This window comes from Paraliobacillus sediminis, from assembly GCF_003426055.1.
In genome coordinates this window covers 34481-49751 of sequence record NZ_QJSI01000002.1, presented here as the reverse complement: position 1 = coordinate 49751, position 15271 = coordinate 34481, and the positions used below count along the sequence as shown (strand labels likewise).

Sequence of the window (15271 nt, the reverse complement as noted above, 5' to 3'; positions counted from 1 at the left end):
CTTATCCCTCTTTTGTAAGATGTGTCTCTACAAGTGGTGCGTCACCCCAAAGTCGCTCAAGGTTATAATAGTTGCGCTCATCACTATGGAAAATATGACAGACAACGTCTCCTAAATCAACTAGAATCCATCGGGCTTGGTCAAACCCTTCCATTCGTTTTACACTAATTTCTAATTCTTCGGCTTTTTCTTTAATTTCTCTTGCAATTGATTGTACTTGTCTTTCATTACTCGCATCACAGATCAAGAAATAATCCGCCATTGATGAAACTTGTTGCATATTTAATAAAACAATATCATTACCTCGTTTGTCGTCACAAGCTTGTGCTGCTAATTGTGCTAGTTGTTCAGTATTCATTAAGTTTAATCCCCCAGTTTATTTTTGCTATTTAGATAATTGTACGCATGAATCGTATCTGGATAAATCTTTTGATTATGTGTTATTAAGTGTTGTATCGTATTTTTCAAAGCTAGGAAAAGCGCATAATCTAAATTCTGTTTTGCTTGTTCACGAACCGCTTCAACTCCAGGAAATTTTCTACCTGGTTCAATATAATCCGCTAAAAAAATAATTTTTTCCATTGTACTCATAAATGCCTTACCTGTTGTGTGCCAATGAATAGCCTGTAAAATAGTACGATCTGTTACCCCAACTTCACGCTCTACTAATAAAGCACCTACCGGACCATGCCATAATTCTGTATGATGCTCCAATAAATCTTTTGGCAATGTTGTTGACGTTTCGATCCATCGCTTCATTTCATCAAGATCACGATATTTTGCGTAATCATGAAAGATTGCAGCAAGTTCAATTTTATCAACTGGCTGTCCATAGTGTTTAGCTAAAGCAATCGCAGTATCGGCTACACGAATAGTATGCTCATACCTTGGTAACTTTAAATGCGATTTTACTATTTGTAAACTTTCAGTTCGATTCATACAAATGAAACTCCTTTATAACACGTAACACGCTTGGGGTCACTAAGTATTTAATTGATTGATCTTTTTTTACTCTTTCACGAATCATTGTTGATGATATATCCATAATCGGAATATTTAATCCAATTATCGGAAAATCTGTTTTCAAAACATAATCAGGTCGTTTTACCCCGACAAATTGAATTAATCCCATTAACTCATCAATACGATACCATTTCGGTAAATATTCCACCATATCCGCGCCAATAATAAAATAAAACATAATGTCTGAATATTTTTCATTCAACAATTTTATTGTGTCAAATGTGTAGGACTTTCCTAAACGATCAACTTCAATCGTATCGAGGAAAAAATGATCGTTATCTGCAATTGCTTCTTCGACCATATTAATTCGTTGCGATACATCTGTCGTTGTCTTCTCTTTATGTGGCGGTTCATAAGAAGGAATAAACCAAATTTCATCCAGTGCTAACTGTGTATATGCTTCTTCAGCTATCATCAAATGTCCGATATGCGGCGGATCAAACGTTCCACCTAAAAGGCCTACTTTTTTCATTTTGTTCTCCTTACGGAAGTTCAATCTGTTTATTTTCTACTGATTCTTTGTACAATACAATATTGTTTCCGATCACTTGTACAAGTTCTGCTTCTGTACCTTGAACAAGTTGATCTGCAACAACATCTTTATCTTCTGAACAATTCTGCAGAATACTTACTTTTATTAACTCTCGTTTTTCTAATGCTTCATTTACTTGCACAATCATGTTCTCATTTACACCTGTTTTTCCCACTTGGAATATTGCACGTAGTGGATTTGCCTTTGCTCGTAAAGATCTTTTTTGTTTACCTGTTAACATAGTTATTCATTCCCTTTTAAAATGTCTTCTAGCCCTGTCAGTAAAGGCTCAATCGTTACTTCTCTTTCGCTCCATAATTGAAAAGCTAATTTCGCTTGATATAACAGCATCGTATGTCCTTGATGGATAGAAGCGCCTATTTGGTATGCCTCTGATAGAAATTGTGTCATTAATGGTTGATAAACAATATCACTAACAACAGTATCCTTATTTACATACTGCAATGAAATAATTTGTTCTTTTACTGCCGGTTTCATTCCAACAGATGTTGTTTGGATGATTAAATTGTAATCTTGTACAGATTCCTCTGCTTCTTGAAAGCTTAACGCACGTGAGTTTACTTTATCCGTTATATTCAAAGGAAGCAAGTCTGTCGCTTTTTCTATCGTACGGTTGGCAATATCAACAGTGTGAAAAGAAGCTCTGCTTAAGGCATAAAATATGCCTCTTGCCGCACCGCCAGCGCCCAATATAAGAACACGCTTCTCCCCATTAAAGAGCCGCGGAAATTGTGATTCTATTGCTGTAAGATATCCTGTTCCATCTGTATTATAACCAATCCATTTACCATTTTGAATTACCACCGTATTTACTGCACCAATTTCAGCTGCATAGGGGTCTAATTCATCTAAATACGTCATAATTGTTTGCTTATACGGAACGGTAACATTAAAACCATCCAACTTATCTTCTTGAATCTTCTTTATCGTTTCTTGAAACTGCTCGCTCTTTGTCTCATATATTACATACGTACCGTTTCTATCTATTTGCTGAAGAAACTGTTGATGGATCCAAGGTGATAAAGAATGCTTGATGGGATAACCAATTAAGCCTAGTTTCATCATACTCCCCCTTTTCTTCAAGCTAAATGTCTATATAAGTGCCTCTCTACGTGAAACAGGCATGATGTCTGGGGAATGTGCACTTATGGTTGCATGACTTCCATTTCCCGTAACTGTAATCCAACCTAATCCAGGAAAAACAATATCCGTTTTATTATCTTTCACTTTAAAAGATTGCTCTTTTAAAGGCGGATATTCTTCTACGCTTTCTTTACTTGGTGGTGTTAACATTTCTCCTAGATGTTTTTCATAAAGGTTATCTGCGTTATCTAATTTTGTCCGATGAATTGTTAATTGGTTCGCGAAATAACAGACAAATGATTGCTTCTCTCCCTTTACAAAATCAAATCGTGCTAGCCCACCTACATATAGTGTTTGTCCTTCTTTTAACTGATAAACGCGCGGCTTAATTTCTTTAGTTGGTGTAATTGTCTTTAGATCCGATTCAGACATATAATGTGATAGCTGTTTTCTATTGATTACACCAGGCGTGTCATACAACGCTGTTGAATCATCTAAAGGGATTTCAATAAAACCAAGCGTTGTCCCAGGAAAATACGAGGTTGTTATTGCATCTTTCGTACCAGTTGACTCATTTATTAGTCGATTGATAAATGTTGATTTCCCAACATTTGTACTACCAACCACATATACATCTTGTTTTTTTCGGTATGATTCAATTGCATTTTTAACTTGTTCCATCCCTTGCCCTGATGAAGCTGAAATTAAAAATACATCCTGCACGACAAGTCCCAAATCTGCAGCTGACTTCTTCATCCATTGTCTTAACTTACTAATATTAGTCGATTTTGGTAGTAGATCAACTTTATTTCCTATTAAAATAATCGGATTATCACCTGTCAAACGTTGCAGACTTTTAATAAAACTTCCATTAAAGTCGAATACGTCAACCAGTTTAACAATTAATCCTTTTGTTTTACTAATTTGACTTATCATATCTACAAAGTCTTGATCCGTATACGAAACGTCTTGTACTTCATTATAGTGTTTCAACCTGAAGCAACGTTTGCAAACTATCGTATCATTTTCCAAAGCGGACTGCGGAACATAACCCGCTTCGTTCTCATTTATAGTTTGAATTGGCGCACCACACCCTTGACAAACATTATCTAATTGTTCTGTATCTATTCCTTCCACGAGACCATCCCTTTCTTTCGCATCCAACTTAATATTCTTCGTTCCATTTGTCGATTAATACGTGTTAACATACCATCCGTTTCCACAATAGGAACAACAAGAATTGTATAAAAACCTGCACTATTCCCACCCAGTATATCAGTCATTAACTGATCGCCAATTACCACAACTTCTTCTTTTTTCAAACCTAACTGCTTGGCAGCTTTTTTAAAAGCACGTTTCATAGGCTTTCTGGCACTATATACAAATGGTCTTTTTAAAGGCTCAGAAAATATCCGAACTCTTTCTTCCTTATTATTTGAAATAATCATTACGTTAATATCATTCTCTTCCATTCCTTGAAACCACTTGATAATTTCAGGTGTTGCATCTGCTACATCCCAAGCCACTAAGGTATTATCTAAATCTGTAATAATACCGGAAATCCCTTTTTCTTTTAGTAAGGCTGGAGTTATTTCAAAAATATTTTGTACATGTTGATTTGGTAAAAAATTTTTTAACACGTTATTTGCCACCTCAATTTACATTTACCTTTCTATTCCACTTACTCATCATAAACAATTTATCACGTTCTTTCAAAACTATTCTAGGAAAATCGCAATAAAATTATATGTATATGCTTTCCAACCCCTTAAATCCCCATAAATCGTTCGACAAATTAATGTCTTTTTTTCAACTGTGGATAACTTTATGCACACACTAAATAGCTAGAATCCAACTTTTTTCAACGTTTTTCTCACATTGCTAACAAGTTATCTACAGGCTATGTAGATAACTATCCGCTTGTACCAAGCATTTTAATTTGTTAAAGTATTATTAAACTTCTTCCTCATGAAATACAAAAATCGACTTAATATTGGATATCCAATACTTTAGGAGGGGCTAAAGATGAAACACCTATCAGATGATTTATTAATTGAGTCGTATTATAAGGCATATGAATTAAACCTAAGTCCAGAATTTATACGCTTAATTGAGCAAGAAATTGAACGTAGATCACTCGCTAATTACATTCATTACTTTGCCAATTAATAAGTAGAACATACATTTACTTATTCTACATTATTAAGTAGGCAATTTATATAGGACAGACACTATTATAATGCTTCCTTCATAGATTAAGATATAGGCAGAAGCCCAAACGCTATGGAGGTGCATATACTTGTCAACGATTTTAAGTGCGCTTGCTTTAATAATGAAGGATGCACTTTTTTTTGTATCTTATGTAAAAAACCACGCTTTCCCACAACCACTAAACTCTAAAGAAGAAGCCATTCAAATCAAAAAAATGCTTGAAGGAGATGAAGATGCAAGAAACATGCTAATCGAACATAATTTACGTTTGGTAGCACACATTGTTAAGAAATTTGAAAATACAGGTGAGGATAATGAGGATTTAATTTCAATTGGTACCATTGGATTGATTAAGGGAGTAGAAAGTTTCTCAATGGATAAGGGCACTAAGTTAGCAACCTATGCTGCACGTTGTATTGAAAATGAAATCTTGATGCATTTAAGAGCATTGAAAAAGACTAAAAAGGACGTTTCATTACAGGATCCAATCGGGCAAGATAAAGAAGGTAATGAGATCAGTTTGATTGATATATTACAAGCTGAAAATGATGATATTGTAGAATTTATACAATTAAACATGGAAGTCGCTAAAATTCAACAATACTTAAATATATTAGATAATCGAGAAAAGCAAGTTATTACAAGTCGCTATGGTTTAAGTAAAGAAGATGAATTAACGCAAAGAGAAATTGCTAAGAAATTAAATATATCACGAAGTTATGTATCGCGAATTGAAAAACGCGCGTTAATGAAAGTTTTCCATGAATATTATAAAAAGGAAAGGTAAAATAGCACTCATATGAGTGCTATTTTTACTGTTCATTCCTAGCTTTCACAATTAGAATTTGAAACCACAAAGCACCACCTAAGCATACAAGAATTAAAATGCTTAAGAATGTTAAGTGATCTGTTTGTTGTCGTACATATGCCTCTATTACGAGACCTGCATATAGATAACTACTAAGAATTAGTAAAATAAATAAAAACCGTTGAAAATCTATAATTTTTGTATCATTCCCCATTTTGGTCTCTCCTTCACCTATAATGTACGTTGATAATAACATGCATTTGGCGGTAGAAGGCCTAGTAATTCATGGGAATGATTAGATATCTCGAACAACTTCCATTATTAATTGCGAAGCGTGTTTTGCTGCTTTTTCCAAAAACGCATCAAATGATACAGCTGATTCTTTACCGGCAATATCAGATAAAGCTCTTATTATTACGAAAGGCGTATCATATTGGAAACATACTTGTGCAATCGCTGCTGCTTCCATTTCAGCCGCAATCAACAAAGGAAATTTTTCTCTAACCAATCCAACACGTATTGGATCTTGCATAAAGGAATCTCCTGTTCCAATTAGACCTCGTTTACCTTTTACATGACTAATTTGTTTCATTGCTTTTTCAACTTTCTCTATTAAAAAACGATCAGCATGGTAGGTTGCTGGTAAACCAGGTACTTGTCCATATGCATATTGGAATGCTGTAACGTCAACATCGTGGTGTGTTACCTCATTCCCAATTACTAGATCACCAACATCCAAATCTGTATCAAAGCCACCAGCAGACCCCGTATTTATAATGTGGGTTGGTTGATAGCGTTCATGTAATATTGTCGTTGCCATCGCTGCATTCACTTTTCCTATTCCAGATTGGAGAACAACAACACTTTTCCCTTCAAGCGTACCTTTAATAAATAAACAATTTGCTATCTTTTCTTCTTTTTCAACAATCGTCATACTGTTTTTTAATAAATCTATTTCTTGATCCATTGCTCCTATAATCCCTATAACCATATTCAATCACTCCTTCGATAGTACCTATTAATTCTAACTTGTAAAACGATACTTTTGGTCATTTTCGTTTAATACTTCTACTTGCATTGGTTTCCAACCTTGATTTTCAATCCACGCTATAAAGACACGATAATGTTCAGACTCTTCACTATTTGAAAAGGTTGCAATCACCTGTTGTTCACCATTTCCTGCGACCCATAAATAAATCATATCCTCAGTTGTTAGACCAGTGGCTAATCCAGCTGCAGCCATCATTTCTTCCCAATCCTCAGAATTTTTCTCCCAGACAATTTCATGTGGTTCTTCTTGATTAGTCGGAATGGGTTGCCAATTGCCTGTAAATGCATTTATCACATTCTCCCCATCTGATTCTATTTCTTCCAATTTAACATCTTCTGTTACATCGGCGTCTAGTTCCATTTGGTCTTCCTCTGAAGTATCAGGCTCAGTAGCGGTTGCTTCCTCATCTTCTTGATCTTGTGCCGCTTCTTGTGTATCTGCTTCAGAAGTTACATTATCTTCAGTTGTCTCTGCATCCGCTACTGTATCTTCTGGATTATTATCATCCCCACCAGAAAACACAATAATCGCAATAAAACTTATAGTGAGTACTACACCTAATATAGCAAGATAGGACAACCATTTTGTATTTTTACGTCTTTTCTCAAATCTATTTAAGCGACTGTATTGATCCAAATCTTCTGACATGTAGGTTCCTCCCCTTTTTACCTTATATTAATACTATGTTCTAGTGATGCAATCAAATCCCATTTTAAACGGCTGTTTTCTAAAAGATTGTTGGTTATGACTTAATTACCATGGACACTGTCTTAACGATCTTTATATAAATGGGCATCTAACAGAACTTTCGCTTGATCCGCTAGTTTTAGTCCGTGAATTAAAAAAATGTGTAAAATGCTCTATTATTTGTAATTAAAGCATAGCTAGGTTGTGCCCACGGAAAGGGAGACCATTTGCTACCATAGCGTGTCTAAAGTTGTAAGACACTCACGACAGAGTTTCTCTCGATTACGTATATTGATATGCAAAAATGTTTGCGAAAAAAGCCATTATCAAAAAATGTTTCACGCCAATAAGTAGCATGAAACATTTTTATTTATTCTTCTAGACCTTAAATCTTATTCATTATGTCGTTCGCTTATTTAACGCTTATTATTTTCACTTTCATATCGCCAGCAGGTGTAGAAACAGCTAATGATTCGCCGATTTCATGCCCTAGCAGACTTTTAGCTATTGGTGAATCATTTGATATTTTACCTTCAAATGGATCAGCCTCAGCACTACCAACAATTGTATATGTCTCTTCATCACCATTTGGTAATTCTTGAAACGTAACCGTCTTTCCTAGTGAAACAACATTTGGATTTTGGTTATCATTTTCTATAATCACAGCATGTCGAATCATATTCTCAACATGTCCGATACGTGCTTCTACAAAAGCTTGCTCATCTTTTGCTGCATCATACTCAGAGTTTTCAGAAAGATCTCCAAAATCGCGCGCTTCTTTTATTCGTTCAACAATTTCTTGACGTTTTTCTGTTTTTAACACTTGTAATTCGTTTTCTAATTTCTCTTTTCCCTCTTGCGTCATATAATAGCTTTTCTCTACAGCCATTCTAAACACTCCTTTTAATTCCAAACCTTTTTAAATAGCAAATTACTTATTGATATTTATTCTTCAAGTAGCTTGAATATGTCAACTTAACACGTAAGTAAACGTTTAATAAAAACTACTAACCAATACTATGGCAGATTTTTTGCAATATTTCAATACATTTCTTATGAAACTTTTAAAGAGGTTAATTTAATCGATCTTACGAGCCAATATCGTTTGTATCTTGGTCGCCATTAAATCAATCGCAACAAGATTCTCGCCACCCTCTGGAATAATAATGTCTGCATAGCGTTTTGTTGGTTCAACAAATTGCAAATGCATCGGTCTGACTACATTAATATACTGATCGATGACAGAATCTATCGTACGACCACGTTCTTTTATGTCACGGAGCATTCTTCTTATAATTCGTACATCAGCATCGGTATCAACATATACTTTTATATCCATTAAATCTAATAATCGAGGATCTTCTAAGATAAGTATTCCTTCTAAAATAATTACTTCTTTAGATTCAACTGAAACTACTTGATCAGAACGCGTATGTTGTTTATAATCGTAAATCGGCTTGTCCACAGCATTATGTTTTAATAATTGTTGTAAATGTTTGATTAGAAGATCATTATCAAATGCAAGTGGGTGATCATAATTTGTTTCTAAACGTTCTTCAAAGGGTAGATGCGATTGATCCTTATAATAATAATCTTGCTCAATAACTAAAATCGTCTTATCCGCAAAACGTTTGCAAATCGAACGGGTTACAGATGTTTTTCCAGAACCAGATCCACCCGCTACACCTATTACGATAGGTTTTTCATTATTCATACCTTAACTATCCCCTTTAATATCTTGTTGTTTTTTTGTTGTTATTGCAATTCCATCACCAATAGGAACAATTGTAGTATGGTAAGTTGGCATGTTAACTAACCATTCATTATAACTTCGAATTTTTGTTGCAATACGTTGTTGTCTTTTATTTTGACTGCTCTCACTAGCAACCATTCCTTTAAATAAAACATTGTCAGATATAATAATGCCATCTTGATTTAAAAAAGGCGCATACAATTCGAAAAACCGTTGATATTGCCCTTTCGCCGCATCGATAAATAAGAGATCAAACTTTCCTTTTTCTTCTATTTCACCACTAATTTCAAGCGCATCACCGTATACTAAATCAATTGTTCTCGTATCACTATAGTTTGAAATATTACCAATTGCTTCTTGATATCTTGGTAGATCTCGCTCTATGGTAACAATAGTAGTACTAGGATATGCACTTGCCATTTGCAAAGCAGAGTATCCTATTGCTGTACCTATTTCAAGTATTTTACTGGGCTTTTTCATTCGAATGATTTGCTTTAAAAAAGCTATACCCATAGGTTCCATAATCGGAACATGGTTATCACTAGCATAGATCTCTAGCTTTTTTACCCAGTCCGTTTTTGGTTCAAGTAAACTGGATAAATATTGCTCCGTGTCATAATCCATTTAATGTAAATCCACCTTTACTCATCTAAAATAGTCTAACTTAGAGAAATCCTCAAGCAGTTAACGCCATTTAAAGCTATAGATCTCGGTCTAAATGTTCTTTTGCTAATTCTTTATGTCTTTCAAATGTTTCAGCATAATAAATTTCACCGTCTGGATCAGCTACAAAGAATAAGAAATCTGTGACCTCAGGTTCTATTACTGCTTGTAATGAGCTTTCACCAAAACTAGAAATAGGTCCCACAGGTAAACCATCTATCCGATAGGTATTATAAGGTGATTCGACTTCCAAATCTTCAAATAAAACACGGTCTTTATGTGTTCCTAATGCATACAAGACAGTTGGATCTGTTTCTAGCCTCATGTCTTTTTCTAGACGATTATAAAATACTCCAGCAATTTTTTTACGCTCTTCTTCTGTACGCGCTTCTTTCTCTACTAGTGATGCTAATGTAATAACTTCGTGCATCGAAAAATCTTCCATTTCATTGATCTGTGATTGATACATTAGTACTACTTGTTCCGTTTTTTCTAACATTGTTTTTATAATGTTGTCTATAGAAGGATCTTCTGTATAAAATGGATATGTTGCAGCAAATAAATAACCCTCTAATGGATATCGAATTTCAGAGTCTAATATATCTTCTGATAAAATCGATGGATATGTTTGTATTAGCTGTCTAATATAATCTTCATCTTGCATTTTTTCAATAAATTCATCTGCATCAACCCCAGCATTTTTTTCGTATAATGTTGCTATTTCATCAATACTTTTACCTTCTGGAATTGTTACATTAATAACGGCCTCTTGCATGATATTACCCGTTTGTAATTTCTCTGTAACTTGGGCTAATGTCATAGACGGAGACAACTGATATTCACCAGCTTGGAAATCTGCAGCATTATTAAATTTTACGTAAAATCGATAAATTAATGCATTATTAACAATACCCTCTTCTTCTAATACATTTGCTATTTGAGATGGTGATGATCCTAACGGAATCTCAACAGATTTTACTGTTTCATCACTTGTGTCTGCTGGCGCAAGTCCATCCCTCACGTATATGTATCCAGTTATTCCTCCTACAACTAAGAAAATTATCACTAAGACAAGTATCGTTGCTACAATCTTTCTTACTAAACTAGCTTCTTGACATCTTTGAATAAAACGCTCTCTGCGCGATTTATTAGCTTTTGTTAATGCTTCATCTATGTTTGCTTGTGTATGCTGATTTTCTTTTAATGTGTGTTTCTTTTTCTCTTCGTTATCAGATGTGGACATCTTCAAATCCCCCTTTCATCCGGTACATTATACTACAAATAACTACACTATTTCCATTTTATTTTCAAATAAAGTTCACTACACACAAAAACAGAAGGAACTTGTTCCTTCTGTTTTTATTATATTAACACTACTAGCTTAACCTTAACAAATCGAAACTTATTCCTCATCGTCTGTAAGTGTATTAAGCATTTCTTCAACCATTTCCCATTCTTCATCACTTTCGATTTGAAATAATGCCAGATCATCTTCATTATTTTTATCTTCATAACGAAAAGCGAATACTTCTACTTCTTCATCTTCGGCATCATCATCATTTTCATTCACTGGGACTACCGCTATATATGATTGTTTGTTCTCCTCAACATCAAACGTGAAAAGCACCTCAAATAAATGTTCTTCACCTTTCTCATCTGGAATTATAATTCTTTCTTTTTCTTCTAATGCCATTTTTATACCTCCAATTATTGATGGGCGTCTAAATACCCTTGCAGAATCATGACTGCAGCCATTTTATCAATTACTTTTTTTCTTTTTTTTCTACTCATATCAGCTTCAATTAAAACACGTTCTGCTGCCATTGTCGTTAAACGTTCATCCCACATAAAAGTTTTTAACTGAAACGTTTCTTCTATGAAAGAGGCTAAACGTTGACAAGCTTCTCCACGTTCACCTATTGAGCCATTCATATTTTTTGGTAATCCGACAATTACTTCTGTTATGTTATGTTCTTTAATAAGATCTGCAAGCTGTTTTTCTACTGTTTTGAAATCTAACTCATCCCAGTACAATGTAGTGATACCTTGGGCTGTCCACCCAAAGGCGTCACTTACTGCAATACCGATCGTTTTAGAACCAACATCTAATCCCAATTTTCTCATGTTACTCCTCTTTGTGCTGAACTAAGTAGTACTTTACTAATTCTTCAATTAGTTCGTCTCTTTCAATTCTTCTAATTAGATTACGTGCATCTTTATACCTCGGAATGTACGCCGGATCGCCAGAAAGTAAATAGCCAACGATTTGATTAATTGGATTATAACCTTTTTCTTTTAATGCCTCATAGACAGTAAATAATACTTCGTTAACATTCTCTTCTAAGGGTTCTTCTGAAAAATTGAATTTCATGGTTTTATCCATTGAGTCCATACATAACACCCCGCCTTTTTATCGTGTCCATTTTTTTGTAGCTAATCATTTCTTCAAATGAAACAGTCACTATAAATCTTTCTATTACATATTATTGTAAACACAAACATCATACCATACTTTGTTTAATCTTTTCTCTATTATATCGTTTTTATACCAAAAATTACAATCTATTCGATTGAAGAAATATATTGTTTAGCATATACCAATGCCTCACTCAGTTGCTCAGGATTCTTTCCTCCGGCCTGGGCCATGTCAGGGCGACCGCCTCCGCCTCCGCCACAACGAGTTGCAGTTTCTTTAATTAACTTCCCAGCATGATAACCACGGTCAATCAGATCCTTCGTCACACCTGCTGCCAATTGTACTTTTCCATTATTTACAGCGCCTAACAATATGATACCTGAATCAAGCTTTTGTTTTAATTCGTCTACCATACTACGTAACTGATTGATATCTGAAACATCCACTTGTTTAACTAGGTATGATACGCCATTTACTTGTTCAACTTCATCAAGAATAGATGCCGCCTCGATATTAGATAACTTTTGACTTAAAGAATCCTTATCCTTTTGTAACTCTTTAATTTCTTGAAATAAACCATCAATCCGTTTTGGTACTTGATCTAATGAAACTTTCAATAAGCTAGCCGCTTCTTGAAGATGGTGTTGTTGATTTGTAACATGCGAATAAGCACCTTTTCCTGTTGTTGCTTCAATTCTTCGTGTGCCTGCTCCAATTCCTGTTTCTGTTGTAAGTTTAAACAAACCTATTTCAGAAGTGTTTAAGACATGTATTCCTCCACAAAGTTCTATGCTAAAGTCACCAATTTTCACAACTCGAACGATATCACCATATTTTTCGCCAAATAAGGCCATTGCACCCATTTCTTTAGCCTCTGCAATTGGATAACTCTTAATTGAGACGGGTATAGAATCCCAGATTTTTTGATTAACAATCGTTTCAATCTGTTCGATTTCTTGATCTGTTATTGTACTGAAATGTGAAAAATCAAATCGTAAACGATCGGTATCAACTAATGATCCAGCTTGATTAACATGGTCACCAAGAACATCTTTTAAAGCCTGATGTAACAGGTGTGTAGCCGTATGATTTTTAATGATTGACGAACGCGATTGTTTATCTACAATCGCTTTAACAATGTCACCACTGCTTAAAACACCTTTTGTAACTGTTACTCGATGTAAATGTTGCCCTTTAGGAGCTTTTTGAACACCTTCCACTTTTGCTTCTGCTTGTTCCGTATAAAGCCAACCTACATCTGCTATTTGTCCACCACTTTCAGCATAAAAAGGCGTTTGATCCAACAGAAGATATACTTCTTTCTCACTTGATTGCGTGACAACTTCTTTATTCTCGATGATAGTTGAAATAACAGTGTCTACTTTTTGATGATCATAACCAACAAAAATACTTTCTGCTGAAAGTTCACTAAATACACTATCTTGTACCTGCATCGAATCGACTTTTTGTCTTGCATTACGTGCACGACTTCTTTGCTTGTCCATTTCTTCTTTAAAACCTGCTTCATCAATGGTAAATCCTAATTCATTTACATATTCCTCTGTTAACTCTTTTGGAAATCCATATGTGTCATACAATCTAAATACTTCTGTTCCAGGAAAGACTTTGCTTCCTTGTCCTTTCTCTAGTTCAATAATATTCTCTAGAATTGCCAAACCTTCATGTAATGTTTCATGAAAACGCTCTTCTTCTGTTTTTACAACATTTTCAATAAATGCTTGTTTACTTTGTACGTTGGAGTAAAATGCTTGCATAATTTCTCCAACGGTTCCAACTAATTGATACATAAATGGTTTCTCTATGCCAATCTGTTTCGCAAAACGAACTGCCCTGCGCAACAATCTTCTCAATACATAGCCTCTTCCTTCATTCGAAGGTAATGCACCGTCAGCAATTGCAAATGTAACCGTACGTATATGATCAGCAATAACTTTATAGGCAACATCCATAGACTCATCTTTGCCATATTTAACTGTAGCCAGTTGTTCTACTTTTTTGATAATAGGTAAAAATAAATCCGTTTCAAAATTAGTTGGTGCATCTTGAATGACACATACCATACGTTCTAATCCCATACCTGTATCAATGTTTTTCTTTGGTAAAGGTGTATACGTATCATCTGGATTGTGATTAAATTGTGAAAAGACAAGATTCCATATTTCTAAATAGCGATCATTCTCTCCACCAGGATATAGTTCTGGGTCAGTTGAATCATTACCATAAGCTGCACCACGATCATAAAATATTTCCGTGTTAGGACCACTTGGACCTTCACCGATATCCCAAAAATTCTCTTCTAATCGAATAATACGTTCTTCTGGTAGTTTGATATTATTTTTCCATAGATCATATGCTTCATCATCTTCAGGGTGCACTGTAACTGCTAATTTTTCAGGATCAAAACCAATCCACTTATCACTCGTTAAAAATTCCCATGCCCATTCTATTGCTTCTTGTTTAAAGTAATTTCCGATTGAAAAGTTACCAAGCATTTCAAAGAAAGTGTGATGACGTGCTGTAAAACCAACATTTTCAATATCATTTGTCCGAATTGATTTTTGTGCGTTAACAATTCTAGGGTTATCTGGAATAACTCGACCATCAAAATATTTCTTCAATGTTGCAACGCCACTATTAATCCATAATAAAGTTGGATCTTCCTTAGGCACTAGTGATGCACTAGGCTCCACCGTATGACCTTTTTCTTCATAAAAATCTAAAAACAATTGTCTGACTTGTGCTGATGTTAGTGTTTTCAATTAAATAACCTCCTTGAGCTAACTATGTATCCTAAAAAAAAAACTAAAAGCTCCCGTCTCTGCAAAAAAATTGCAGGGACGAGAGCTGAATATCGCGGTACCACCCTGATTATGAACTACTATACGTTCATCATCTTGAGCACGATAACGGTGTGTGACCGACAGGTATTAACTGCTCTCTGAACTAGCTTCTGTAGCCCTTCATTTAGAATTTCTTACAGCCTAAGGAAATTCCTCTCTTTT

20 protein-coding genes are annotated in these 15271 nt (G+C 34.8%); 2 read left to right on the top strand and 18 right to left on the bottom strand.

The genetic code is table 11. The features are described from left to right. Window position 1 precedes the first annotated feature (1 nt). The 7 genes from rsfS to D2K60_RS06160 are packed head-to-tail and all read right to left on the bottom strand — an operon-like array spanning window position 2 to window position 4299. Window positions 2-358 (bottom strand): ribosome silencing factor, encoded by a 357-nt coding sequence (gene rsfS, locus D2K60_RS06190; RefSeq protein ID WP_117169164.1) that lies wholly within the window; start codon window positions 356-358, stop codon window positions 2-4. Window positions 359-363: 5 nt separating this feature from the next. After that, a complete protein-coding gene (gene yqeK / locus D2K60_RS06185; RefSeq protein ID WP_117169163.1) occupies window positions 364-939 on the bottom strand; it encodes a bis(5'-nucleosyl)-tetraphosphatase (symmetrical) YqeK in 576 nt (191 codons plus the stop codon). Continuing rightward, entirely contained in the window at window positions 926-1495 is a 570-nt protein-coding gene (locus tag D2K60_RS06180) for a nicotinate-nucleotide adenylyltransferase (protein ID WP_117169162.1), read from the bottom strand. The genes yqeK and D2K60_RS06180 overlap by 14 nt, the downstream gene beginning before the upstream one ends. Window positions 1496-1505: 10 nt before the next feature. Next, a complete protein-coding gene (gene yhbY, locus D2K60_RS06175; protein ID WP_117169161.1) occupies window positions 1506-1796 on the bottom strand; it encodes a ribosome assembly RNA-binding protein YhbY in 291 nt (96 codons plus the stop codon). A 2-nt stretch (window positions 1797-1798) separates the two neighbouring features. After that, a complete protein-coding gene (gene aroE, locus D2K60_RS06170; RefSeq protein WP_117169160.1) occupies window positions 1799-2638 on the bottom strand; it encodes a shikimate dehydrogenase in 840 nt (279 codons plus the stop codon). A 30-nt stretch (window positions 2639-2668) separates the two neighbouring features. Then, the gene (yqeH, locus tag D2K60_RS06165; protein ID WP_117170338.1) at window positions 2669-3787 is read right to left on the bottom strand and encodes a ribosome biogenesis GTPase YqeH; all 1119 of its coding nucleotides are present in this window, start codon (window positions 3785-3787) and stop codon (window positions 2669-2671) included. Continuing rightward, the gene (locus D2K60_RS06160) at window positions 3784-4299 is read right to left on the bottom strand and encodes a YqeG family HAD IIIA-type phosphatase (protein ID WP_117169159.1); all 516 of its coding nucleotides are present in this window, start codon (window positions 4297-4299) and stop codon (window positions 3784-3786) included. Before D2K60_RS06160 ends, yqeH begins: the two co-directional genes overlap by 4 nt. 385 nt (window positions 4300-4684) lie before the next feature. On the opposite strand from D2K60_RS06160, the gene sda reads away from it, so the two are divergent. Together sda and sigK are read left to right on the top strand one after the other, a co-directional pair. Further along, complete coding sequence (gene sda / locus D2K60_RS06155; protein ID WP_117169158.1) at window positions 4685-4828, top strand: sporulation histidine kinase inhibitor Sda; 144 nt, start codon at window positions 4685-4687, stop codon at window positions 4826-4828. Between the two features lie 130 nt (window positions 4829-4958). Next, window positions 4959-5657, top strand: coding sequence for an RNA polymerase sporulation sigma factor SigK (sigK, locus tag D2K60_RS06150; protein WP_117169157.1), 699 nt, complete (start codon window positions 4959-4961; stop codon window positions 5655-5657). Between the two features lie 25 nt (window positions 5658-5682). On the opposite strand, the gene D2K60_RS06145 is transcribed toward sigK, so the two are convergent. The 11 genes from D2K60_RS06145 to alaS form a co-directional block, all read right to left on the bottom strand. Beyond that, window positions 5683-5892 (bottom strand): YrhC family protein, encoded by a 210-nt coding sequence (locus tag D2K60_RS06145; RefSeq protein ID WP_162880723.1) that lies wholly within the window; start codon window positions 5890-5892, stop codon window positions 5683-5685. A gap of 81 nt (window positions 5893-5973) precedes the next feature. After that, entirely contained in the window at window positions 5974-6669 is a 696-nt protein-coding gene (gene mtnN / locus D2K60_RS06140) for a 5'-methylthioadenosine/S-adenosylhomocysteine nucleosidase (RefSeq protein ID WP_117169155.1), read from the bottom strand. 33 nt (window positions 6670-6702) lie between these two features. Continuing rightward, a complete protein-coding gene (locus tag D2K60_RS06135) occupies window positions 6703-7377 on the bottom strand; it encodes a YrrS family protein (protein WP_117169154.1) in 675 nt (224 codons plus the stop codon). Between the two features lie 451 nt (window positions 7378-7828). Continuing rightward, window positions 7829-8305: a transcription elongation factor GreA gene (gene greA, locus D2K60_RS06130; RefSeq protein WP_117169153.1), complete on the bottom strand. Its 477-nt coding sequence runs from the start codon at window positions 8303-8305 to the stop codon at window positions 7829-7831. 189 nt (window positions 8306-8494) lie between these two features. Next, a complete protein-coding gene (gene udk / locus D2K60_RS06125) occupies window positions 8495-9130 on the bottom strand; it encodes a uridine kinase (RefSeq protein ID WP_117169152.1) in 636 nt (211 codons plus the stop codon). Window positions 9131-9133: 3 nt separating this feature from the next. Continuing rightward, the gene (locus D2K60_RS06120; RefSeq protein ID WP_117169151.1) at window positions 9134-9793 is read right to left on the bottom strand and encodes an O-methyltransferase; all 660 of its coding nucleotides are present in this window, start codon (window positions 9791-9793) and stop codon (window positions 9134-9136) included. Window positions 9794-9869: 76 nt separating this feature from the next. Beyond that, window positions 9870-11075 (bottom strand): endolytic transglycosylase MltG, encoded by a 1206-nt coding sequence (gene mltG, locus D2K60_RS06115; protein WP_117169150.1) that lies wholly within the window; start codon window positions 11073-11075, stop codon window positions 9870-9872. Window positions 11076-11234: 159 nt separating this feature from the next. Next, complete coding sequence (locus D2K60_RS06110) at window positions 11235-11525, bottom strand: DUF1292 domain-containing protein (protein WP_117169149.1); 291 nt, start codon at window positions 11523-11525, stop codon at window positions 11235-11237. A 14-nt stretch (window positions 11526-11539) separates the two neighbouring features. After that, window positions 11540-11956: a Holliday junction resolvase RuvX gene (ruvX, locus tag D2K60_RS06105; RefSeq protein ID WP_117169148.1), complete on the bottom strand. Its 417-nt coding sequence runs from the start codon at window positions 11954-11956 to the stop codon at window positions 11540-11542. A gap of 1 nt (window position 11957) precedes the next feature. Further along, window positions 11958-12224 carry an IreB family regulatory phosphoprotein gene (locus tag D2K60_RS06100; RefSeq protein ID WP_112181434.1) on the bottom strand — a complete coding sequence of 89 codons (267 nt, stop codon included), beginning with the start codon at window positions 12222-12224 and terminating at the stop codon, window positions 11958-11960. Window positions 12225-12394: 170 nt separating this feature from the next. Beyond that, window positions 12395-15028, bottom strand: coding sequence for an alanine--tRNA ligase (alaS, locus tag D2K60_RS06095; RefSeq protein ID WP_117169147.1), 2634 nt, complete (start codon window positions 15026-15028; stop codon window positions 12395-12397). Window positions 15029-15271: the final 243 nt, after the last annotated feature.